Genomic DNA, 24611 nt, shown 5'->3' with positions numbered 1-24611 from the left:
ATAGTGTCTTACGGGAAAACGTTATTAAAACGGTTTCGAGCGATGGGCATACGAAAAAAAACTGCTTTATTTGTACTTGCTTTTCTGTTGGTCTGGTACCTGTTTTTCCTGCCTGGTACCTTGTTCCATTCGCCATATAGTACGCTGGTTTCCGACCGGAACGGTGAACTGTTGGGTGCACGCATTGCATCCGACGGACAATGGCGCTTTCCACCGGCCGACAGCGTCCCCGGGAAATATGAAATATGCCTTATCCAGTTTGAAGACAGGTATTTTCGTTATCATCCGGGCGTAAACCCTTTAGCGCTTGGCAGGGCGATGATACAGAACGTGAAAGCGGGTAGGGTAGTGAGTGGCGGAAGCACCATCACCATGCAGACAGTCCGGCTGATGCGCCGGAATAAACGTACTTATTTCGAAAAGTTCATCGAAGTCATCCTCGCTACCCGGCTTGAATTATCATACTCAAAAAAGAAGATTCTGGCGTTGTATGCCTCGCATGCGCCGATGGGTGGAAATGTGGTGGGTATTGATGCTGCGTCGTGGCGATATTTCGGACATAGCGCAGAGTCTCTTTCATGGGGTGAAGCGGCTGTGCTGGCAGTATTGCCCAATTCACCCGCGATGATGCACTTTGGTCGTGACCGGGAAGGATTGTTGAAGAAGCGTAATCGTCTTTTGCAACAATTGCTTGACAACAATATCATTGAACAAACAGATTATGAACTGGCTGTGTCAGAACCGTTACCCGATCATCCACATCCGTTGCCCCAGATCGCCCCTCACCTGGTGACACAAGCCTTTTTACGGAATCCCGGAAATCATATACAATCTACGGTTGACAAACATCTACAAATGCGTGCTGAGGAGATACTGGATCGTTGGAATACCGAATTCTCGCAAAACGGTATTTTCAACCTTGCCGCATTGATTGTCGACCTGGAGACGAACGACATACTTTCCTATAATGGTAACGTGGGATTCGGAGCCAATGTTTATGGTAGCCAGGTAGATATTATTCAATCTCCCCGAAGTACAGGTAGTATATTGAAACCGTTTCTCTACTGTGCCATGTTGCAGGAGGGTGTATTGCTGCCCACAGAGCTGCTTCCCGATGTTCCCATCAATATAAACGGATTTGCACCTAAGAATTTTAGTCTGGGGTATGACGGTGCGGTACATGCCGATGAGGCACTGGCACGTTCGTTGAATGTCCCTTCAGTGGTTTCATTAAGGAAGTATGGCGTACCGAAATTCTACGATCTTTTAAAAAAGGCGGGACTGACCACCCTCAACCGGCCGGCCGACCATTACGGGCTTTCCCTGATCCTCGGCGGTACGGAGGGTACGTTATGGGATATAGCCAATGCTTATGCGCGAATGGCACATAGCGTAATAGATTATAACCGCGATGGGAAATATTATGAATGGAAGAATTTCAGGTTAGTGAGGGATGATTATCAATCCGGGGAACGTAAGGAAGATGAGTCACCTTTATTCAATGCCGGTGCTGCATGGCTTACGTTACAGGCGCTGACCAATGTGAACCGGCCGGAAGAGTTGAACTGGGACTTTGTACCCTCTGTCCGGAGAGTCGCATGGAAAACAGGTACCAGTTACGGATTCCGGGATGCGTGGTCGGTAGGTGTTACACCCAAATATCTTGTCGCCGTATGGACAGGCAATGCAAGCGGTGAGGGCCGTCCGGGACTCACAGGGGCACGAACGTCGGCAGAGGTGATGTTCGACCTGTTCAATATTTTGCCTGTCACAAGATGGTTTGAAATGCCTTATGGAGAGTTGGCCGAAGCGGCTGTATGCCGTGAAAGCGGCCAATTGAAAGGAATGTATTGTCCTGAGAGTTCTATCGATACCCTGCTCATTCCGGCCAAAGGATTGCAGGGAGCTGTCTGTAATTTCCACAGGCGGATCCATTTGTCGGACGATGGGCAATACCGCGTGTATGAGCAATGTGTAGGTGACCGGGGAATCCGTTCCGTTTCGTGGTTCCAGTTACCGCCGTCGTGGGAATGGTACTACAAACAGCGCCATCCTGATTATCGCTCCCTTCCTCCGTTTTCTCCTGAGTGTGCTTCGGGAAACCTGTCCGACGCAGTGATGCAATTTATCTATCCCTACCCGGGAGCAGTACTCAGAATAACCAGGCAAATGGACGGTTCACGGGGAAAAGCTGTTTTTGAGCTGGCACACCGGAATCCGTCCGCACGTGTCTTCTGGCATCTCGGGACAGATTATTTGGGAGAAACATCCAGTATCCACCAGATGGAACTCTCTCCTGATCCGGGTGAGTATATCCTTACCGTTGTGGATGAGAATGGTATTTCGTTGTCAATACGGTTTGAAGTAGAGTGAATTTATTCTATCCACAGAAGAGGCTTAAACGTAGCGCTGTATCGACCGTAATTCGTCTGTTACCTTTGATGATCCCGGATATTGTTTGAAAATACAAAGTTAGATGAGAGCATTGCTTCGTTATTGATATTTGTGGGTGTGGATATTGTAACGCAAACGAAATCGAGAATGTCACCGGGGAACGTACCTTAATACCCTTAGATCCTCTTCCTCTTTCACTAAATGTGTTTTTCCGTTTGAAAGTAAATATACCGGATCACTAACCTTACGGATACGGCGATACATATGGTCGGTAATCAGAAAGCCTCCTAAGTTGAACTTAGGTATAGCTTTGTTTTCCGGATGGAGAATATGGATATCTAAATAAGACCATTTGGGCCGATCTGGTAAGCTATCTGAAACGCCTGGGGTAAGGATCTTTCATAGAAAATTCCACCTCAGGGAGATCGGCTATTTTCAAAAATATCTTTTGAGGATAGATGCGACGGAAGAATAATAGCTGCTGCCAAAGAGGTTCAGATGTACCAGAAGGTAGTAGAGTTGGTACAATTCGATCTGGATGTCGTAGTAGGGCGATTTGGGGATAATTTCGTGATAGGCATCATAAAAACCGGCACCGAAACCGCCAAAGAGCCGGCTCATGGCAATGTCGACCATTGAGTGGCCATAATATACGGCAGGATCGATCAGGAAGGGCGTGCCGTCTGCTGCGATCAGGTAGTTGCCACCCCAGAGGTCACCGTGCAGTAAAGCAGGTCTTATATCGCCGGAGATTTCCCGGAACAGGGTGATGGCTCTCTCTTCTTCCGGTATCATTTGTGATTGTATTAATCCGTCTCTGAGTGCCAGTTGAAGTTGAGGGAGAATACGCTCGAACCAGTGGAATTCTGCCCAGTTGGCATGAATATTATTTTGTTGGGGCAGACTGCCGATAAAGTTATCAGATGAAAATCCGAAATCAGCTTGTGAGCACAGATGTAATTCTGCCAGTTGGCTGCCGAGGCGGTGATAATCGGAAGTATCGGGGCGTTTGCTTTCCACAAGATCCATCATGAGAAAGGCTTGCCCATCTATGGAGTCGACAAAATGCACATGAGGAACAGCGATGGTTTTAGTTTCTTCAATGGCTTGTAATCCCTCCTGTTCCGAGTAGAACATTCCCAAGGCAGAAGAGTCACTGTTTACTTTCAGGAAATATTGTCCTGTTTCAGTGTCAACGCAGTATGCCGAAGAAATATCCCCGCCGTAAACCGGTCTGGCGTTCACCACTCTTTCTCCCAGATAGGAAGTGATATATGGCAGAATATGTGCTAAGGGTTTACTCATTATTCAGCCGTATTATAGTTAAATGGGGGATACCGGACAGGGCCGGTATCCCGGATATACAAACTGTAATCCTCTGTTTATTTCTCTAATACCGCGATATTCTCCTTCAGCAGAGCAATTTTGCTTTCAGCGTCAGCCTGTTTCTTGCGTTCCGCTTCCACGATTTCAGGTTTTGCATTCTGTACAAACCGTTCGTTATTTAGCTTCTTCAATACCGATTGCAGGAATCCTTCGGTATAGGTGAGTTCTACCTTCAATTTTTGGAGTTCAGCTTCCACATCCATTTTATCCGTCAGGGGAATGCTGTATTCGATAGTTCCTACAAGGAATCCGACTGCTCCTGGTTGTTTTTCAGAAACAGATGAAACAGAGGAGAGACGGCATATCTTGGAAATCACACTATCATATTGATGATTGTGACTCCCGATTACTTGCAATTCCAATTCATCTTTGTTGGGGATATTCTTTTCCAGACGGATAGTACGTACACCGGCAACTACCTCTTTCAGTGTTTCGAAATCGTTCAGTAGTTCCTTATCTGCCGGAGTCTGTTTAGGTTGAAGGCTGGTCATGATGCTCTTACCCGCCTTCCTGTCGTACAAAGCTTGCCATAACTCTTCGGTAATAAACGGCATAAAGGGGTGTAGCAGCCGCATCAGCGCATCAAAATAAGAGAGTGTGATCTTATATGTTTCCGTGTCGATAGGCTGTTGATAGGCCGGTTTTATCATTTCGAGGTACCAGGCAGAGAACTCGTCCCAAAAGAGTTTGTAAAGCAGCATCAACGCTTCCGAAAGGCGATATTTGGAGAAGAGGTCATCTAATTCGGCGATAGTTTCGGAGAGTTTGCTCCGGAACCATTCAGCCGCGATCTTAGCCGTTTCCGGCTGAGGTATGGTGTCATCGGTCTCCCATCCTTTGATAAGGCGGAAAGCATTCCATATCTTGTTGTTGAAATTACGTCCCTGTTCGCAGACCGATTCATCGAAAGGAAGGTCGTTCCCGGCCGGGGAAGTGAGCAGCATACCCATACGTACGCCGTCAGCTCCGTATTTCTCCATCAGTGCGATAGGATCCGGTGAATTGCCGAGCGATTTGGACATCTTCCGTCCCAGTTTATCCCGGACAATCCCCGTGAAATAGACATTGCGGAAGCAGGGTTCCTTGCGGTATTCATATCCAGCCATGATCATACGTGCAACCCAGAAGAAAATAATTTCGGGAGCAGTCACCAGGTCGCTTGTGGGATAATAGTATGCAATCTCCTTGTTATCGGGGTGGTTGATGCCGTCGAATACCGAAATAGGCCACAGCCATGAAGAGAACCAGGTATCGAGCACATCTTCATCCTGCTTCAGATCATTGATCGATAACGGATAATCCACTTTAGCCAATGCTTTCTCGAAGGCCTCCTCCCGGCTCATGGCCACCACATAGCCTCCCTGCGGAAGAAAGTAAGCCGGTATCCTGTGTCCCCACCATAACTGGCGACTGATACACCAGTCCTTGATGTTTTCCATCCAGTGGCGGTAAGTGTTCTTATATTTTTCAGGATAGAAGCGGATGGTTCCATCTTCCACCGCTTCAAGAGCAGGACGCGCCAAATCGTCCATTTTCAGGAACCACTGCATTGAGAGCTTCGGTTCGATTATTGCATCAGTACGTTCCGAAAAGCCTACTTTGTTGGTATAAGGCTCCATTTTTTCCAATAGTCCGGCTTCTTCCAGGTCTTTTTCGATCTGCTTGCGTACTTCAAAACGATCCATTCCCACATACCGGTCGCCGTTTTCATTCAGTGTGCCGTCCTGATTGAATATGTCGATGGACGGGAGGTTGTACTTTTCGCCCAGCATATAGTCGTTCACATCGTGTGCCGGAGTCACTTTCAGACAACCGGTACCGAATTCGATATCCACGTAGTCATCTTCAATTACAGGAATAACTCGTCCGACTAGCGGAACGATTACTTTTTTCCCTTTCAGGTGGCTGTTTTTGGGGTCATCGGGATGGATACACATGGCCGTATCACCCATGATAGTTTCGGGGCGGGTGGTGGCGACAACCGCGTAGGCTCCGTCGGGATCACCCGCTATTTTATATCGTAGATAATAGAGTTTGCCGGTCACTTCCTTATGGATCACCTCTTCGTCAGAAAGTGCTGTAAGGGCTTTTGGATCCCAGTTGACCATCCTTACTCCGCGGTAAATAAGTCCTTTATCATGTAGATCACAAAATACTTTTAGTACGCTCTCAGAACGGATCTCATCCATAGTGAAAGCAGTCCTGTCCCAATCGCAGGAAGCACCCAGCTTCTTCAACTGTTCCAGAATAATTCCTCCATGCTCGTGAGTCCAGTCCCATGCATGATTCAGAAATTCTTCCCGGCTGAGTTCATTCTTTTTGATACCCTGTGCAGCCAGCCTGTTCACCACTTTTGCTTCGGTAGCAATAGAAGCATGGTCCGTGCCGGGTACCCAGCAGGCGTTTTTACCCTGCATCCGCGCTCTGCGGACCAGTACGTCCTGGATAGTGTTATTGAGCATATGCCCCATATGCAGTACGCCGGTAACGTTAGGTGGTGGAATAACAATAGTATAGGGTTCGCGACTATCCGGTTCAGAATGGAACAATTTGTTGTCCATCCAATATTTATACCATTTCTCTTCTACCTCTGCAGGGTTGTATTTGCTTGCAATCTCCATACGAACATAATTGAGTTTAATCATACGAAACCCGCACACAACTACGATCATCTTGTCTCGCCTTGTGCGGTCTTATCCTGTTTTATGATGATGCTTCTCCTCCGGTTTTTTGTCCGGCGGACGTAACGTCAAAAAGACGGAAGCGAAGTGCAAAAGTACAAAAAATAACTCAAAACGTTCTTGGAGTTTTATTTATCGTGAACTCTCAGCAGAGGGGGTATGCCTTTTTCACTGTGCATCTTTTTTACGGGGTATCTACGGAACAGATTGTCGGGCAGGTGGAAAAATGCCCGTCAGGAGCATTGAGTTATTTCTATAATAAGGGGGAACGAAAATGGGATTTATGAAAAAACAAATAGCATTAGCGCTGAAAAACAAAGTAATACTAATCCCCATACCCTATAATTAGTGTACCACTTAACTTTCTTCAACTCCAGGGTTTCCTCTTTAAATTGGGCTACGGTGAAAATATTTCCTTCTAGTTTGCTTTTGTCTGGAGCCGGGGAGAACAGACTGCATATATACATCACTAATAAGCTAATTACAAATAATATAGGGACAATAAACAGGAAATGCATATCTCCAAAAATATCGTTTTTGAAAATAAGTAATAGCACGGCAACTACTAAGCCGCTGATTAAGCCGATAAATACCCCTTGGGCGTTCACTCGTTTCGAGAAGATACCTACAATGAACGAAGCCACAATAGGAGGTGACAAATAAGCCAACATTTCCTGATAGTATTTTAAGATTGACCCAAAACGTCCTATCTGCGGAGCCCACAATGCAGCTATGATAATTACGACTAATGCTACAATCTTTCCGACTTTAACCAATTGTTTGTCACTTGCTTTTTTATTCAATTTGCTGTAAAAATCCATCGTAAATAAGGTTGATGTAGAATTCATTATGGCACTGAGGGAAGATGTGAGCGCTGCAAAAAGGACAGCAATCATAACCCCGAGCAGACCCACAGGCATCAGGTTTATTATCATTGCCGGGTACACCATATCGGGACTTTCCAACCCCGGAAATATTTTTTGGGACATAACTCCCGGAATGGCGAAAAGAAACAGGGTGGTCAGAGTGATGCCTCCGTTAAGCATTACTCCGTTGCGGCCAGCATTCAGGCTTTTGGCACTCAGTACTCTTTGCACCAGAGTTTGATTATTTGCCCAAAAGTACAAACCTGTTATAGGCATTCCTACCAGCAACGCTAACCACGGTGTGGATGCATCGTCTATAGGGCGGATCAGCCTGGTCATATAATCACCGGAAGTAAGGAGTTCTTTGAAATATTCAAAACCACCACTCATGGTTACGAATACGGCAAGAAGGATGGATCCCACGATTAAAATTACAGCCTGAATGATCTCCGCGTTTATGGCGGACGACAGTCCGCCGGGAATTGTATACGAGGTGGCTAACAGGGCAAAGACAATGACAATTGTTTGTATTTCGACCGATGGCACAAGCAACTTGACAATCAAAGCACCCGCATACAAGGCTGTTGCTGCGTCCAAAAATACATTCCCTAATATACAAATAGCCGAAAAATAATATCGGGAGCGGGCATCGAATCTGCGCTCCAAAAATTCGGGAATAGTGAAAATACCGCTTTTAATATAGATTGGTAGTAGGAAAGTGGCAAAGAACACCATCACTACGACTCCCATCAGATTGTAGTTGAAAACAGCTATGCCTGTAGAATAGGCGTCACCTGTTTGTCCTATAAGGGTTGTACTGGATATACTCGCAGCAAAGAGGGACAATCCTACTACTACCCAGGACATGCTACGCCCGGCAAGAAAGTAGGATTTAGAATCTCTGCTTTTTCCGTTTTTTAAAGCCCACCAAACAATTACCGCCATAGATAATACTATGACGGCAATATCAATCATTGAAACAGAGGTTGTCATACACTCTTAATTTATTGGGATATTGGTTAGAAGTTTGAAGCTTCTCGCAGGAATTGTAACGGTAAATCCTTTTTTGACCTTTTCGGGGGTTACTTTATCAACTGGTACAGGAAAAGAATTTTCATCGGTTTGGTAACCCGACTCTACGTAGTCATAAATATCCAGATCGCTTTTTCCATTTACAGTCATCTTCAAGTCAAATGTATGATCGACCTCATCAGCATTTACAATTGCTATGGTGGATCCTGTACCGGAACTTCCGGCAACAACCCTCAATCTGTTGAATGGTTCTGCCTGTGTAGGATTGTATATCTTCATCCCGGGTGTAAAATAGCGAGACATTAACGACCATGTGAAAAACCAGGGACGTATTTCCTCGTGCTTAGGATCACCGATCAGCTCTGTACCAAGTGAATTCCAAAATCCCCATACTTTCAACTGGTTTTTATCTCCAAGATCGCCGATTGTATGCATTGCATCGTCCAGCATCCAAGCACTGGCTCCATGCCAACCGGCTTTCATTGTTTGAATGAGCATATCGGCCATATCTACACCATACAGATAATCATAAACAAATAGTTGTGAGTCTTCGCTGGCAAATTCGGTCGATTGCATCCGTTTCTTGTATTCTCCACCTAGTTCCAGCGTGTGGTACCAGCCTCCAATCTCACCGAAAATCATAGGTTTTCCTGTTGGCCGGATAGTTTCTCCCACAGCGGCATAATGTTCCATGAATGCTCCGCTACGGATAAATTGGTAGTCGGCATAACAATGCACGTTATAAACTCCTGTTAAGTGATCTAATTGTTTCACCGATTGTTCAACCCATTGCCACCCGGTATATTTCGATTTATGATTATTGCTTAGTTCTACCACATCCGGTGCTGCCATTGTAATGTCAAGTTTTTCATTGGCAAAAGCCTCAGCCATCATCTCCACTCCTTTTTTCCACTGATCCCAGTCGCCTCTGGTACAGGCCCAATCACCGTTGGGTTCATTCGTTATGATATAATATTTAATACAACTAAAACCTTTTTCTTTCACCAGGAAAGAGACATATTGGGTAGTCATCTCAATAAAACGAGGATCGTCCACCCGGTCTATATTTCCCGGATAACCCCAAAAGCCAGGCACCCCATAGTCACCCAGTAAAACAACTATTCCATTGCGTTGACAATAGTCTAAAATCTTACATACCATCTGAACTTCAGGACAATCGAAATCAAGTATCGGTTCTCCTTTTGAGTTTACCCCTTTGAAATACCTCCATCCTGCTACATCCATCACACGGGCAATACGTGGTTTCATGTAGTCGAGACGTTTATATACCATTTCCAGTTTCTCATCGGTCATAAGATAGCCCCATTCGGCATCCGGAGAATCACCGTGTGGATAGGCCGACCACTCGACGCCATGACCAATAAAATTCTCTGACACGGGTTGAGAGTCTATTATAATGGTTTCAGGGGAAGTACATCCCACAGTTATTAATACCAGACTGACGGTCAGGATTAAAATATTCTTTTTCATATGATTAAAATTATTATTTTCAAAGGTATCATATGGAACTCGCTTTTAATCATGATCTTGAGTGAGAATGATTATCATGCTCGTTTCATATCTTCAGGGACTTATAATTTGTGAAATTTTCTCATTTCATACTTTGATATACCGATATATGGAATGCTTCGTGCATACTGACATTGTCATTGTATGCCTGGTTTATATTGGTATAGAACAACAGTATCATATTGTTTTTTCTGTCAATGATATAGTCTGTGCCAAAGGCTCCTCCCCATTTCAAAGAATTGGGGGGTACCATACATTTGTTATATCTGTATTTGTCGGTTAGTTCGAAAGCCATACTGAAATCATGATAGGTTTCCACTCCTTCCATCTGACTGCTCGTCATCAGCTCGACAGTTTGCCTTCCCAAAACTCTTTGGTTATTGAATTCTCCCCCGTTCAGTATCATCTGGCAGAACCTGGCATAGTCTTCTATTGTGCCCGAAAGCCCGGCCCCACCACAAAGCGCTGTTTTGTATGTTATTTTCGGGGCATCCTGGGCGAATTGATCATCTGTAAGTTGATAACTATTGGTCCCGGTATCTTGTGTATATAATTTCACCAACCTGTCATAATTTCCTTCAGGCTGTACAAAGTATGTATCCTTCATACCCAAAGGGTCAAGTATCCGTTCCCTCATCAGTACATCCAATGTTTTTCCACCTATTACCTCTGCCAGATAACCGGCAATATCGGTGCTGAATCCATACGTAAATTTCTCACCCGGATCGTGTTGTAAAGGTATTTTAGCCATTCTTTCCAAAACTTCCTGTGATGTGATCGGATATCTGTAGAAAAAACCTTCCACTTCCTGCCCATAAGGATTGTAATCATATCCGGCGGTATGGGTAAGTAAATGACGGATCGTGATACTTCTTTTTGCGGGTCTTGTTTTCAGAGTTCCCTCCTTTGCATCTCCCGATTCATAAACCTGCGGATCAGCAAACATAGGGAGGTATTTTTCTATGGGATCATCCAGTTTAAATTTACCTTCTTCGAATAAAGAGAGTAAAACGGCTGAAGTGATTGCTTTGGTCTGTGATGCATTCCTGAAAATATCATCTGACTTTACAATTATCTTATTTTCCACATCTTTGTATCCATAAGCCCCGCTATAAACTATCTGGCCATCTTTGATCACCAGGGCTATTGCATTAGGCAGTTTTTTGTCCTCTATATATTGTGATAACAGCGAATCGATTCTGTTTAAGCGCTTGCTGACGAATCCAATATTTTCTACATTCTCACAGTGAGTAAAGCTTTGAACCGTTTGCCCAAAGCTATACCCTATGAAAAATAAATAACCTATCAGTGTAATTAATTTTCTCATATGCATATTGGTTTTTCTCTATTCGGGATTACTGTATCTGAGCATGAAAGAGTTTATTTATTATTATTCTTTATAAAATCTACCAATTCCTGTACAGGGCATGTTGCAAGGCATACATATTTGTCCGCAGCTCCATAATACACGTATAGCGTATCATCTACTATGATATTTCCCGTGGGGAATACACAGCCATTATAATATCCCTTGGTCTCCCAGTCAGTCTCAGGCTCCAGAATAAAATCTCTTGTACGTCCTATAATTTTCAGGGGATCTTCAAGGTCCAGCAGGAGTGCTCCTACACGATAATAGCCGCTTCCACCCTTATCAACCCCATGATATAATGTCAGCCAACCCTCTTTGGTCCTTAGCGGAGGAGTAGCTCCTCCGATTTTCTCTTCCCAGGTTCCGTCGATTCCAGTGATCAGCAGGTGACTCTCTTTACCTTGCCAATCAAGCAGGTCATCCGAAAATTTTAGCCAGATGGAGGGATGTTTCACGCCATAATTTTCACCCACATATTGTTTGGGCCGGTGCATAAGCACATATTTCCCGTTTATTTTCTCAGGGAAAAGTATCACATCTCTATCGTCGAGGTACGAATCGGTAATCCGCCCTAAGCGCTCAAATGTACGAAAATCTTTTGTACGCATCAACCCCGAATTTCCCATATTTTCTTTCACAAAGATAGGAGCATGTTTTCCCTGAGGGGGGCGGTTCACTACATCATGTGCAAAATTCCAGTATTGTCCCGGAGGAAATGGACGAAAAGCATAGGTGATATAAAAATCATCATCAAATTTTACGATGCGGGGGTCTTCCACACAACCTCCGTCGGGGTATCCCGGCACAGGTGAAAATACGGGTTCGGAGGAGACTCTCTCAAAGTTCACCCCATCGTCACTAATTGCCAGTCCCAATCTGATGACGTGTTCTGTATCTGCTCCGGCAGCTCTGTAAAGCATGTGGAATTTTCCATCTTCGTACCACACTCCCGGATTGCACGTTACCAGGCTTTCCCATTCGTTTTTCGGGTTGGGAGAGAGTATTGGGTTTGCACTATGTTTGGTAAGCTTCATAATTTGCTTTTATTATCTTCTGCTATTTGTCTACTTGATGAACTCCGATTGAAGGGGCTCCATATACAGGAAGTTTATTACCCCAGAAATCCTTTCCTCCATTATGATCTATAAGAGCACCTGCTTTACGGGCCGGGGATTTTTTATGAAGTTTGTATCCTTCAAGTGATTCAAGTCCCTTTTTTCCTGTTCCAGGAGCGATCAACATCGGATCTCTCGTTATTTTATTTATCTCATCAGGTTCGGTTGGGTGATGATTCCCCCAATAAAGGTTGTTGAGAAATATACCGCCTGTACCCGGAATAGAATAGCCTCCTGTACCGTGATTTATTATAATGTTATTTTTAAATATCCATGGAGCGTTCACATCACCCCCTTCGTCCCACAAGTGGTCTATAATTTTGGTGTCCAACCCTTCGCCAATATAGAAAACATTGTTGTAAATCTGAGTGTGGGGAGTCACTCCTCCTGCCATCATTATTACGCGTTCCTTGTCATTTTGTGATATATTGTATCTCACGATATTATTGGTCGAGTTTGACGCATCTATTATCAGTACAAACCCGCCTTCGTTATCGTGACTGTAGTTATATTGAATCACACAGTCAAAACAGTCCAGATCGTGATCAAATCCCATTCCATCGGCATTTCCTTCAAGCTTATAGGTATGGCATGCTTCATTGTACTGTACAATGCAGTTACGTCCACGGGTAGACCATATGGCTGCCGCTCCGTTGAATCCATCATCCTCCCGGTAAGCACCACAACCCTCGGCATAATTGTATTCTATAAGTGCTCCGTCACACCCAAAGGTTAAAATGCCATCCGAATCTATTTCACGCACTGTATTTCCCCTGATTACAACTCCTGTTGTAGATTGATTGGGTTCAGCCCAGGTGTAGTCCCAGACAACAATACCTGTACGTCCTGAATATTCCACAGTATTGCCTTCAATCAAAACATCCCGGTATTTGTCCGTCCCTTTTGATGTATGACTTACGCTAACCGAGATACCTCCATATTGATGAGGATCCACACCATTTAAATAGCGAAATGAACATGTTACATGATGTACATGATTATCCCGGATAACAATGCCGTACAATTCGCCCGCTCCGTCGTTTTCGAAAAGTATGCCATTGCGGTATGTATTGCCCCTCTCGGTGGCTGTGTTCGTGATTTCCAAACCCTGGATAATCCAGTATGAAGCATTCCGGATATATATTGTGGCATTTACCTGGCCATTACCATTGATTCTTGGACGCCCGCCTTCGCCCCAAACTCCTATTGTGATGGGGTTTTCTTTTGTTCCGGAGCCTTTGGGGGCTAATGAGCCTTCCCATACTCCATTTTTTCGTAATAGTATTTTATCGCCCGGATTAAATGTTTTATCGTTGACATTGGCAAATGTTTTCCATGCTGCACCTTCCGATGTCCCGGCATTGTTATCATTCCCTTTTTGGGAGTCGATATAATAGTCTGTTGCATTTGCAATAATGCAAAAGCAAATAAAGAGAGTTGTTAAAAGATGTCGTTTCATTTCTGATTGTTGTTGTGTAAACATTGCCCATACAATACCGATTATTGTACAGGCAATGTCTGATTCACTGAGATTATTATTCAAATTCTATTTTTACGCTTCCAAGTTGTACTAACCATCCATTGCCTTCAGGAACTTCAAGCGTTTTCAGCCTGATAGCAAAATACCTATAGCCTGAGGCTAATGCATTTGCCGGAATATATCTGTAACCCAACCATTCTGTTCCTCCCATATCCTGCCGTGTGAATGGGATTGAGGTCATTTGTGCCGGATCACCGGTTGTTCCGCAGAGGATCTCCACGTACTCATCCACCGGAGCCCACATGCTTACAAATGAGGTAACTGCAAATCCGCTAATATCTTCCGGGGTGTTATATAAAATATATCCTTCGGCAATGTTCGTCCTTGTGGCGCGGGTAGCATCTCCATTGAATGCATCAGCAGGAGATTCGTAGATAATTGTCATATTGGCAGAAGCGCCTGCAATTTTCGATGCATCTTCAAAATCATCAAACAGGAATTTATCCACCGGAGTAATTATTGGCTCTTCACTGTCAATTTCTACCGACCCTATCTGAAGTCCCCATACGTCATCTCCTTTTTCCTTTACTTCTATTTTCAGGTATCTGGCTCCGGTTGATACCGCTGAATTGATTTTAGCTTCATAGGTTTGCCAACCATCTACTTCTTTGCCGACTTTTGAATATTGAACCGGTATAGGACTCCATGGACCTTCTGTTGATTCGGCCTCGGATAGGTGCAAATCGCTCACGTCGGTTATGCCGAGCGAAGTATATTTACCTATTGAGAATGTCACTGTTGCCGACTTAAACCCTTCATATTTATATACTATATTGGCATCATTGTTTGCCGACCTGACTATACGGGAGTCATCACCATTGAAATATTGAGGGTTGGATGAATCGAATTCAAAATGAGAAGAATGAGAATCTGCAATACTCCAGTCTTCAAGCGGGTCAAACAGTACAGTGTCGGGATCGTCATTTCCGTTTGGTTCGTAGGCACCTATGGTTAACGCACCTTTGCTTGATACAGGATTGCCCCAAAAGTCTTTACGCCCGTTTTTACGAACTTCCACGCCATCGTTTATTGCAGGAGAGTTTTCCTGCAGCTTGTATCCATCAAGGCTTGCAATTCCTAGTGCCCCGTTGCCGGGAGAAACGAATCTGGGATCATATGTCCGTTTGTTTTCTTCTTCGGGTTCGCTTGCCGGATGGTTGCCATAGTAAATGTTGCCGGCAAAACTTCCTCCTGTGCCGGGGATATTGTATCCGCCATTTCCGTAATTGACAATGATATTATTCTGAAAACTCCATCTGGCATTTATGTTTCCACCTGTTTCCCAGCTATAGTCAAAAATTTTTGTGTCCAGTCCTTCTCTGAGATAGATTGTATTGCCATAGATTTGAGTGGAAGCAGGAACCCCTCCTCCAAACAGGAAAATTCGTTCTTTATCGTTTTGGGAGATATTATAGCGGACGATATTATTTTTCGAACCTTCACCTCCTACGTCTTTATGTCCATCCACAAATAACATAAACCCTCCATCGTTGTCATGGCTGTAGTTGTATTGCACTATGCAATCGTATGAGTCGATATCTATATCGAAACCTGTGCCATCTGTATTGCCTTCCAGGGCACGTGTGTTGAATGCTTCGTTATGTTGAATGATACAACCATACCCGCGGGTACACCATATACCGGCTGAACCATTGAACTGGTTATCTTCCCTGTATGAGCCTGCCGCCTCACAGACATTGTACTCTATCAGTGCTCCATTACAGCCATAGGTAAGGATGCCATCCGAGTCGCTTTGTTTTACCGAGTTGCGGCGAATGATGACATTCGTAGACGATTCGGCATTACTACCCCATATGTAATCCCATACAACAATGCCGCTTCGACCCACTTTTTCCACTTCGTTGTTTTCGATCAATACTTTATCGAATTTATCGGTAGCAGCTGTGCTATAAGTTGCCACGGCAATACCTCCGAATGAATGGGGATGATAAATACCGGCATAACCAAATGAACCAACGACATCGTGAATTTTGTTATTTTTGATTGTAATATTGCTGACCACTCCTCCGTTTTCGTTAAGGACAAGAATTCCACAGCGGTAAGCATTGCGTTGTGCAGCCGTGTTGGTAATTTCCAGTCCATCGACTACCCAATTGGATTGGTTGACGAGTTTTACTCCCGCTTCAGCTCCATTGGCATTGATGATTGGTTTTGCTCCTTCTCCATATGAAGTGATGATAATAGGCTTTGAAGCCGTTCCCGATCCACCGGGAGCTATCATTCCTTCAAAACTACCTCCGGCTTTAAGGGCAATTGTATTGCCCTCTACAAAAGTCTGTTGATTTATTTTTTCAAGAGTTTTCCAGGGTGCTCCGGGGGAAGTTCCCTTATTCGTGTCGTCTCCCGATTCGGAGTCAATGTAATAGGTGGCATCACTTTCGGCTAAGGTTGGATAATTCCTAAGCAGATCTTGCACATCACTACATGAAAAAATGATGCAGCATATGGATGCAATAGTTGCTAAATGTACTATTTTTTTTATCATGATAATATTGTTTTATTGTTTCTTACTGTATTTGATAATCCATTCAAACATAGCGGTATTGAGGCGATGATAAAACTCCTGTGGGGCACCTTCACCCCCATGCCCGCCACCCGGAATAATAATCAGCGTGTCGGCAATATTCTCATCTTTGAGTTTTTGTCGCATCACCAGTGATTGTTCTACCGGTACGATATCATCTGCTTCTCCGTGGATCAACATGGTAGGTTTGTAAATTGGACTATAATACGGGCTTGCTTCCTTGTATTCTCTGGCAAGTTTTGTAGAATCGTAACTCCAGGGCTTGCCTGTGATTAAGGGTAATAGTCCTTCTATGTCCTGGGGTTTTGCCCCTTCCATCGAAAAGAAGGTATCTAATACGGTAGGTGCGCCAAGGGTAATAACAGAAGAAATGACATTTCGCTTGTCATATCTGTAAGCATAGAGCAGCGCTAAATGTGCACCGGCACTACCTCCCCAAAAGATGAACTGAGAGTCTCTGATATTCCATCTTTTTGCGTTGGCTATCACAAAGCTTAATGCTTCATCAATATCTGCCATCATTTCTTTATAATGGATGCTATTCCCGGGGGACGCTAACCGATAATTGATATTGATCACATTCATACCTGCCGCCAGCAAACCGTCACGCATGAAATAGGCATCTTTTTTATCGCCTGCCATCCATCCTCCTCCATGAATAAGTATCACAAGAGGGGTTTCAGGTGTCCTGTTGGCAATAAAGTCCACATCCATTTTGTGGAGAGCGTCTTTCCCATAAGCAATGTCATGCAATTTCAATTCTTTTGTTTTTGAATCTGCAAAACAACCAATTGTCCCTGATAACAGGAACAGGCTTATGGCTATAAGTTCAAATCTTATACGTTTCATCGTTAATAACCTTCGTTGTTCGGTCCCAATTTGGGATTCTTTGCCAGTTCGTTAAAGTTTATAGGCATCAGATAATGTTTGGGAAGAAATACCTGTACAGGAGAGGTTGTAATCTCAAAAACCTCATAGTTTTTCACATTATCATTCTCTGTAATTTTTATTCCATGAAAACGTTTCCCGTGCAAAAGTTCTTCGGCAATACGCCAACGGCGTATATCCCAGAAACGATGTCCTTCAAATGCGAGCTCTACTTTACGTTCGTGGCGTATTCTTTCACGCATTCCTGCCTGGTCAAGTCCTGCAGGGAGTGTACCCCCCAATCCGGCACGCCGGCGAACGACTTCCATCGCGTTGTAAACCGATTCGTCTGCTCCGACTGCTTCATTTTGGGCTTCCGCATAGTTAAGCAATACTTCGGCATAGCGGATTTCCTTCCAGCTTGTTGAACTTCCCAAATAGTTAATAGCCAGTTTTTCGAAAGGTATTGTCTCATCTAAAAATTTGCGCAGGATATAGCCTGTATTTGTTCCCTCATTCATTCCTAATCCATCGGATGTAGTCCTGTATGCAGTGCGGATAACTGTATTTTTAAATGTAGCGCCATCTACAATAATACTCCACTGTAATCTCTTATCCCTATTTTCATATGGATTGGCTGCATGCTCCGGATTGCTCCAGTCGAAAGGAGTGCCATCCAGCATCTCGTAAGAATCGACCAGTTCTTGTGTCGGGCAGGTTTGGTTCCCCCAACCATTGTCAAGGCTGAAAGGCATATATAAAAAGTCAGCCGAATGCCCTTTATTCACGCCATCGTAAAGGACTTCAAACAAAACCTCGCTTGTTTCCCCTCCTTTAGATTGAAATAAGGCATTGTAATTATCGACAAGAGAGAAAATCCCTCTATCAATGACCTGTTTTGAGAACCATGCCGATTTTTCGTAACGCTCTGCATATAACATTGCACGTCCGCCAAGCGCCAATGCTGCTTCCCGTGTAACGCGACCAAGTTGTGACGGAGGTAGATTCTCTGCAGAAGGCAAGCCTCCATCCTCAGCACCTATGGCTTCCAATTCCCTTTCAATAAAGTCATATATATCAGATACCGGATCACGGGGAACCTGCATCTCTTCCAGATTGTTGACATCCTGTAATTCTACAATCAGCGGTACGTCTCCATATCGTCGAACCAGGTCTGAATACATATAGGCCCGCAGGAACCGGACTTCAGCCGCAATCCTGTTTTTAAAATCGTCGGAAAAACCGGATGTAGCCAGATTGACCAGCATATGGTTGCATTTGCGAATGGCAGCATAGCGTTGTCCCCATACGTCATGCGGATTCCACTGGGCAGACATTCCTCCGGGTATGATCACACTGTTACTCTCATTCCAGCCGGCCCTGGATCGAAGCAGATCGGTACTCCCATCGAGCAGGTCCGTAATCCCCATTCCTGTGTTTATTGCGGTCTGGGGGGCCGTTCCAAAGGCCATGGCTCCATAACCACATGGCATGGAAGAATAGATATGATAAAGATATTGAAGCACCAACTCCTGGTCTTGGAATATTGATGAACTTACAATTCTGTCCTTCGGTGCCTCATCAAGATCAGCACAACTAAATGCCAGCAGGGCAAAAAATGCTGCATATATATATATTGTTAATGATTTCATTGTCGTCAAATTTTTAGAATTGAATATTTACCCCAAAATTGTATGTCCTCATTTGAGGATAGAAATAGCTTCTGTGCCCTGGTTCGATCTGTGGTGATTCAGGGTCAAAATCTTTCATCGCAGAGAAAGTCAGGAGGTTGTTCCCGGAGACAAAAAGGCGTAACCCGTTTATATTTGCCCTTTTCAGCCATTCCTGATTGCAATCGAATGAATATGCCAATTCAAGATTACGCAGGCGTACATAGGTTCCATCATATAGCCAGAGTGAAGAATTGACACGATTGTTAGGTCTCATACCGGCATATAATTTTGGATATTTCGCATCGGGATTGTCTGTGCTCCACGAATCCATGAAGATAGCCAATGCATTTGCATCCAGGTTGAAGGGATCCCAACGCAACATCTGGTCAAACATTGCTGCACCCTGCCAGTTCGTAGTAAGACTGAAACGCTTATAACTAAGATTTAAATTCAAACCATACACAAGCTCAGGTACCTGGCTTCGTCCAATGGCCGTAATGTCGTTGCCATCAATTACATTTTTACCATCACGATCATCAATATTGGCATATTTAATATCACCAATTCCATAAGCGCCAAATCCTGATTGATCGGCCCATGTATCAACCTCTTCCTGCGTTTTAAAAATGCCGACAGCCTTATAACCAAAGAACTGGTCGAATGGACGTCCCGTGCGGCGTTGGAGATCATTTATACCGTCAGCTTCGCCGATATAAACGATTTTGCTGCGCGCAAAAGTTGTATTGGCCTCAACCGTTACTCCAAAATCGCCCCACTTGTCGGTATAGCGCAGCAGTGCCTCAAAACCATAATTATCTACTTCACCATGATTTTCCTGTGGCAACAAGCCTGAAACTCCGGCCGATTCAGGAACAACAGCATCACGAACCATAAGTATATCGCGGGTATTTTTCCTGAAGTAAGTGAATTCTCCTGATAATTTGCCTCTCAGGATACTCCAGTCAAGGCCTATATCTGTATTGCGTGCGGTTTCCCAGGTCACATTCGGATTCGGCAGCACGCTCTCCTGGAGTCCTGGTATGTATGAGTCTCCTATAACAGAACTTGGTCCCACGACGAATGCAGATAGGTACTGAAATTGTTCTATACGATCGTTTCCAAACTCTCCGTATGAAACACGGAACTTAAGATTGTCGAATATATTGAGGTCTTTAAGAAAATTTTCTTTACTGGCTCTCCAACCTGCAGATATGGCAGGAAAGAAGCCCCAACGATTATCCGGGTGAAAATTGTATGAGCCATCGACACGGAAATTGGCCTGGAGTAGATATTTACCCATGTAGCCATAGTTTACGCGCCCTGCATAGCCTCTGCGGGCGTTGTTCCATCTATATCCACCCATTTTTTGATCCTTTTCGGGACCGGCAAATATTTCGGGAATAGAAGAGGAATAGTAGCTATAGCGGCTTGCCGATAGGTTCGTTCCTGTGTATGCCGATTCTTCATAGACAAGTACGGCAGATATGTTGTGTTTTTCTGCTAAGGTAGTCTGGTAATTTAAGGAAGCCTGTAATGTTGTGCGGGTTTCATCCCCGGCTATTTCATATAGATTTTTACCTCCTCCTGATGTTTTTTTGTCATAGGTGTCTGTCAGGCGATCGTGGATATAATAATCGTATACATCTGTAAATGTCTTATTCCTGGCATAAGACCGGTCATAAGAATACGAAAAATTTGCCTCCAACCCGTCAATCCATGGAACATTGTACGTTGCCTTAAAACTACTGTTGAAGGATGATATCTTGCGTTTAGCATATCCGGAGTGGTCGGCAACACCTATGGGTGAAACATTTTGTCCGTTTGCCTGTAAACCTCTCTCGGCAATATGATTCGGAACATAAGGCGCTTCAGTAGGGGCAGAGTTGAGTACAGTACTGAAAACGCCATCACCTGAAGCTGCATCGCTGATATCTTCTAATCGGCCTGACAAATCAAACCCTAAGGTGAAGTAACTGCCAATCTTTGTATCAATATTAGAACGAACATTATAACGTTGAAATGAGGCTAAATCATATAAACCCTTCTGATCAAGAAATCCTCCGGAAATGAAGTACTTGGTCTTGTCGACGCCTCCATCTATCGTGACACTATGTTGATGCATCGGGGCATATTTGTGCAATGATGCATCCCACCAATCTGTATCCGGCAATGTGCCATTTTGGTATCCGTCTATTTGATCTTGGGTAAACAATAACTGGCTACCAATATTATATCTGGCAAGATTCAGATATTTGGCATATTGATAGGAATTCATCATTTTCGGGATTATTGTCGGAGTCTGTACTCCAAACGACCCCGAATAATTTAAGCGGGTTTCTTTCCCCGAACCCCGTTTTGTTGTAATCAGAATTACACCATTGGCAGCACGCGCCCCATAAATTGCGGCTGATGCTGCATCTTTAAGTATGCTTATACTCTCAATGTCATTCGGATCGACCTGATTTATAGGTCGTTCAACCCCGTCGACAATTGTTAGTGTCGCATTATCTCCCCAAGTGCTTTTTCCCCGGATATAGAATAGAGGAGCGTCATCTCCAGGCTTTCCCGACTGTTGAGAGGTGATCACTCCGGTCATTTTACCTGTAAGCGTATTCGTGAGATTTGGTGTTGGAGCGGTTAACAAAGCATCTCCACTAAGGGAAGATACTGAACCTGTCATGTCAATTTTACGTTGTGTTCCATAACCCACGACAACTATCTCTTCCGTTAAAACATAATCTTCTTCGAGAATTATCTCCATAAAAGACAAACTCGCTTGTCGTTCAATTGTTTTAAAACCCAGAAACGAGAATAGAATAATGTCGTTTCGGGACGCGTTAAGCGAGAACTCCCCATCTATATCTGTAACGGTTCCCACATTTCCACCTTTTATCAAGACGGTTGTACCGGCCAAAGGCATACCATCAGAAGAGGTGACCCGTCCTTTGATCTCTATTTCCTGAGCGATTAGAATCACAGGAAGGACGAGTAAAATTAGAGTAAAAAGTCTTTTTAAATTCATGACATATCAAATAATTCAACTTTCGCAAGCTCCATCAGCCTGCCTGCGATAGGCTTTCAAAATTTAAGTATTTCAGATCAGTGTCGTCAATAATCAAACTTGGTTTAGATACATTAAAATTTCTTATGCCGGAAAAATGAAAATACGTTAATAGATTCGTTGTTTTCAGGTTGCAAACTTAAGACAGGATTTATACTAATTGTAATACAATATCACTAATATATGATATTATTTTGAACATTAGGAAGTACAAAACATATATATGTCTTATTATCAGTGTTATGTGTCTATGTATTATTTTCATGGATTATTGTATTTTTTTGAATGTTTTGTGTATGTTTGCGAAATAATTATGCATTTCGGTGAGAGAATCATGAAAATAAATAGATAAAATTCTCATCCTCTATCAACAATATTTGTAGAAATCATGGAGTATATACAAAGAGAAATCACCCCGATAAATAATGAAGACCTGTTTATCGTGCTGGATCATCCTCAGGCACGATTCGATTATGCCGCGCATTTCCATTCCGATTACGAAATAAACCTCGTTATAAACAGCAAAGGGACGCGCATTGTAGGCGATTGTGTGGATGGATATAATGACCTTGACCTGGTTATGATAGGCCCCAATATAGCCCATCGTTGGATATCCGACAACGATAACGGCGATGCCCATGTCGTAACCATACAATTCCATAAAGAGGCACTTGAATATCCTATTTTCAACAAGAAAATCTTCCATCCCATCCGGGAACTTTTCAAAAATTCGGCCTATGGGATCGATTTCTCAACGGAGACGAAGATGAATATGAAAGATCTGTTGCTCAATCTTTCCCATAAAGAGGGCGTGGAATCGGCGCTTGAGTTTTTCAGGATACTCTACCTTCTCTCGATTTCACCCGGTCAGAGGTTTCTGCTGGATAGCAATAACAGGCTGGATTCCGCCATCAGAGAGTCAAAAAGCAGAAGGATAAATAAAGTAATAACCTATATACAGGAGCACTTTCAGGAAAATATCACATTATCCTCTGTCTCCGAAAGCGTGGGTATGTCCGAATCGGCATTCAGCCATTTTTTTAAGAAAAGAACCAACAGGAATTTCATAGACTATCTGAATGACATACGCATAGGATATGCAGCCAAAATCCTTTATGAGACGTCGCATACGATTGCCGAAGTCTGCTACGCCTCGGGCTTCAATAATATTTCCAATTTTAACCGGCTGTTCAAAAAGAAAAAAGGACAAACGCCCTCAGAGTATAGAATAAATATTCAAAAAATAATGACAAAATTTTAATATCTTTTCTATCAGTGAGAGTAGCACTTTCCGTTTCCGGTATCCTATTTCCCCAATTACTCAGGATAGAGGAGATAGGGTTTCCGTTGCCGCTTAAAAGTTTCCACATCACACGCCCATTTTTTCCTGATCTCTTCCGCAGGTTTTCCAGCGGTAATATCTTTGCGGATATACTCTACGCCGACCAGCTTTTCAAAGAAAGAGGAGAAGAATTTTTCACCTATATTCAGGTTGTTATAGGCATCGATCACATAGGACAGGTCGAATTTGTTTTCCCATATCAGTTCATTGGGAACCTCCCGCAGATCCACTCCATAGCATTTTTTATTGAGCAACGGCGGGTTCTTGGCACCCGGCACACTCCGTGGCGTGAATGAAAAGTCAGATCCTTTATACTGCGGATGTCCGTATACCTCAAAAGGGAATGATGTCCCACGCCCCAGGCTCATCACCGTCCCTTCGAAAATACAGGTGGAAGGATACAGGTAGATCGAGTGGATATTGGGGAGGTTTGGGGACGGGGCGATGGGTAGCTCATAACGGGTCTGATGGGTATAGTTTTTGCAGGGAACGACTGTCACATCACACACCCTGCCTTCCGGAAGCCATTTCTCCCCGTTGATCATCAACGCCAACTCACCGAGTGTCATGCCGTGTACCACCGGAATAGGCAACCACCCTACACCCGATTTATGTTTCATATCGAGGATTGGGCCGTCCACATAGAATCCGTTCGGGTTGGGACGATCCAGCACGATCATCTTTTTTTCGTGATCCGCGCAGGCATCCATCAGGCGGGCCATACTGGCGTAATAAGTATAGAAACGGAGCCCCACATCCTGCAGGTCGAATAGTAGTACATCGAATTGCTCCATCTTGTCCGGTGATGGTTTACTGCTTCCACTGCCGTAGAGTGACCAAATAGGGATATTTGTCTTTTCGTCAACCGAATTCGAAATATGTTCTCCCGCATCCGCAGTGCCACGAAAACCATGTTCGGGAGAGAAAATACCTACTACATTGAATTGGTGCCTGACCAGCATATCCACCAGATGTTCATTTCCGGCCATTCCTGTCTGGTTGGTCATTACTGCAACCCGTTTTCCTGTCAACAGGGGAAAATAAAGATCAGTCTGTTCAGCACCTACCTTTACGGTCGCTTCGTTTTGAGCAAATATAAAAGTAGAAAGGAGTAGAATAGGTAGATATATATATTTTTTCATACTTATTTGAACTAAAGGATTTGGGAATTGGGAATTGGGAATTGGGAATTATCTACATCCGACATCCC

At 43.9% G+C, this 24611-nt stretch carries 14 protein-coding genes; 2 read left to right on the top strand and 12 right to left on the bottom strand.

The features are described from left to right. Positions 1-42: 42 nt before the first annotated feature. Positions 43-2373 carry a penicillin-binding protein 1C gene (gene pbpC, locus U2P89_RS03250; protein ID WP_322190608.1) on the top strand — a complete coding sequence of 777 codons (2331 nt, stop codon included), beginning with the start codon at positions 43-45 and terminating at the stop codon, positions 2371-2373. 456 nt (positions 2374-2829) lie between these two features. Here pbpC and U2P89_RS03245 read toward each other — a convergent pair whose 3' ends face one another. The 11 genes from U2P89_RS03245 to U2P89_RS03195 all read right to left on the bottom strand — a co-directional run bounded on the left by U2P89_RS03245 (position 2830) and on the right by U2P89_RS03195 (position 21975). Continuing rightward, positions 2830-3699, bottom strand: coding sequence for a fructosamine kinase family protein (locus U2P89_RS03245; protein ID WP_091905471.1), 870 nt, complete (start codon positions 3697-3699; stop codon positions 2830-2832). A gap of 77 nt (positions 3700-3776) precedes the next feature. Further along, positions 3777-6401, bottom strand: coding sequence for a valine--tRNA ligase (locus tag U2P89_RS03240; RefSeq protein ID WP_322190607.1), 2625 nt, complete (start codon positions 6399-6401; stop codon positions 3777-3779). 341 nt (positions 6402-6742) lie between these two features. Further along, entirely contained in the window at positions 6743-8320 is a 1578-nt protein-coding gene (locus U2P89_RS03235) for a sodium:solute symporter (RefSeq protein ID WP_322190606.1), read from the bottom strand. Between the two features lie 6 nt (positions 8321-8326). Next, positions 8327-9850 (bottom strand): hypothetical protein, encoded by a 1524-nt coding sequence (locus tag U2P89_RS03230; RefSeq protein ID WP_322190605.1) that lies wholly within the window; start codon positions 9848-9850, stop codon positions 8327-8329. A gap of 121 nt (positions 9851-9971) precedes the next feature. Then, positions 9972-11216 carry a serine hydrolase domain-containing protein gene (locus U2P89_RS03225; protein ID WP_322190604.1) on the bottom strand — a complete coding sequence of 415 codons (1245 nt, stop codon included), beginning with the start codon at positions 11214-11216 and terminating at the stop codon, positions 9972-9974. A gap of 53 nt (positions 11217-11269) precedes the next feature. Next, complete coding sequence (locus U2P89_RS03220; RefSeq protein WP_322190603.1) at positions 11270-12292, bottom strand: glycosidase; 1023 nt, start codon at positions 12290-12292, stop codon at positions 11270-11272. Between the two features lie 22 nt (positions 12293-12314). Beyond that, on the bottom strand, positions 12315-13832 hold the full coding sequence (locus U2P89_RS03215; RefSeq protein WP_322190602.1) for a right-handed parallel beta-helix repeat-containing protein: 1518 nt from the start codon (positions 13830-13832) through the stop codon (positions 12315-12317). 76 nt (positions 13833-13908) lie between these two features. Then, a complete protein-coding gene (locus U2P89_RS03210) occupies positions 13909-16419 on the bottom strand; it encodes a right-handed parallel beta-helix repeat-containing protein (RefSeq protein WP_322190601.1) in 2511 nt (836 codons plus the stop codon). A gap of 12 nt (positions 16420-16431) precedes the next feature. Further along, positions 16432-17307 (bottom strand): alpha/beta hydrolase, encoded by an 876-nt coding sequence (locus U2P89_RS03205; protein WP_322190600.1) that lies wholly within the window; start codon positions 17305-17307, stop codon positions 16432-16434. Between the two features lie 2 nt (positions 17308-17309). Continuing rightward, complete coding sequence (locus tag U2P89_RS03200) at positions 17310-18977, bottom strand: RagB/SusD family nutrient uptake outer membrane protein (protein ID WP_322190599.1); 1668 nt, start codon at positions 18975-18977, stop codon at positions 17310-17312. Between the two features lie 13 nt (positions 18978-18990). After that, on the bottom strand, positions 18991-21975 hold the full coding sequence (locus U2P89_RS03195; RefSeq protein WP_322190598.1) for a TonB-dependent receptor: 2985 nt from the start codon (positions 21973-21975) through the stop codon (positions 18991-18993). Between the two features lie 472 nt (positions 21976-22447). Between U2P89_RS03195 and U2P89_RS03190 the strand changes: the two genes are divergently transcribed. Continuing rightward, positions 22448-23320 carry an AraC family transcriptional regulator gene (locus U2P89_RS03190; protein ID WP_322190597.1) on the top strand — a complete coding sequence of 291 codons (873 nt, stop codon included), beginning with the start codon at positions 22448-22450 and terminating at the stop codon, positions 23318-23320. Between the two features lie 56 nt (positions 23321-23376). Here U2P89_RS03190 and U2P89_RS03185 read toward each other — a convergent pair whose 3' ends face one another. Further along, positions 23377-24543 carry a DUF1343 domain-containing protein gene (locus tag U2P89_RS03185; protein WP_322190596.1) on the bottom strand — a complete coding sequence of 389 codons (1167 nt, stop codon included), beginning with the start codon at positions 24541-24543 and terminating at the stop codon, positions 23377-23379. Positions 24544-24611: the final 68 nt, after the last annotated feature.

The sequence above is a fragment of the Proteiniphilum sp. genome (assembly GCF_034331125.1).
In the GTDB taxonomy this organism is placed as follows: domain Bacteria; phylum Bacteroidota; class Bacteroidia; order Bacteroidales; family Dysgonomonadaceae; genus Proteiniphilum; species Proteiniphilum saccharofermentans.
Note: the sequence above shows the minus strand (reverse complement) of the source record. Positions and strands in the feature narration are given on the sequence as shown.

What these genes read in the sequence shown, in the direction of transcription:
- pbpC (WP_322190608.1), top strand. Translation starts at nt 43, where the DNA reads ATGGGCATACGAAAAAAAACTGCTTTATTTGTACTTGCTTTTCTGTTG.
- U2P89_RS03245 (WP_091905471.1), bottom strand. Translation starts at nt 3,699, where the DNA reads ATGAGTAAACCCTTAGCACATATTCTGCCATATATCACTTCCTATCTG.
- U2P89_RS03240 (WP_322190607.1), bottom strand. Translation starts at nt 6,401, where the DNA reads ATGGAGATTGCAAGCAAATACAACCCTGCAGAGGTAGAAGAGAAATGG.
- U2P89_RS03235 (WP_322190606.1), bottom strand. Translation starts at nt 8,320, where the DNA reads ATGACAACCTCTGTTTCAATGATTGATATTGCCGTCATAGTATTATCT.
- U2P89_RS03230 (WP_322190605.1), bottom strand. Translation starts at nt 9,850, where the DNA reads ATGAAAAAGAATATTTTAATCCTGACCGTCAGTCTGGTATTAATAACT.
- U2P89_RS03225 (WP_322190604.1), bottom strand. Translation starts at nt 11,216, where the DNA reads ATGAGAAAATTAATTACACTGATAGGTTATTTATTTTTCATAGGGTAT.
- U2P89_RS03220 (WP_322190603.1), bottom strand. Translation starts at nt 12,292, where the DNA reads ATGAAGCTTACCAAACATAGTGCAAACCCAATACTCTCTCCCAACCCG.
- U2P89_RS03215 (WP_322190602.1), bottom strand. Translation starts at nt 13,832, where the DNA reads ATGAAACGACATCTTTTAACAACTCTCTTTATTTGCTTTTGCATTATT.
- U2P89_RS03210 (WP_322190601.1), bottom strand. Translation starts at nt 16,419, where the DNA reads ATGATAAAAAAAATAGTACATTTAGCAACTATTGCATCCATATGCTGC.
- U2P89_RS03205 (WP_322190600.1), bottom strand. Translation starts at nt 17,307, where the DNA reads ATGAAACGTATAAGATTTGAACTTATAGCCATAAGCCTGTTCCTGTTA.
- U2P89_RS03200 (WP_322190599.1), bottom strand. Translation starts at nt 18,977, where the DNA reads ATGAAATCATTAACAATATATATATATGCAGCATTTTTTGCCCTGCTG.
- U2P89_RS03190 (WP_322190597.1), top strand. Translation starts at nt 22,448, where the DNA reads ATGGAGTATATACAAAGAGAAATCACCCCGATAAATAATGAAGACCTG.
- U2P89_RS03185 (WP_322190596.1), bottom strand. Translation starts at nt 24,543, where the DNA reads ATGAAAAAATATATATATCTACCTATTCTACTCCTTTCTACTTTTATA.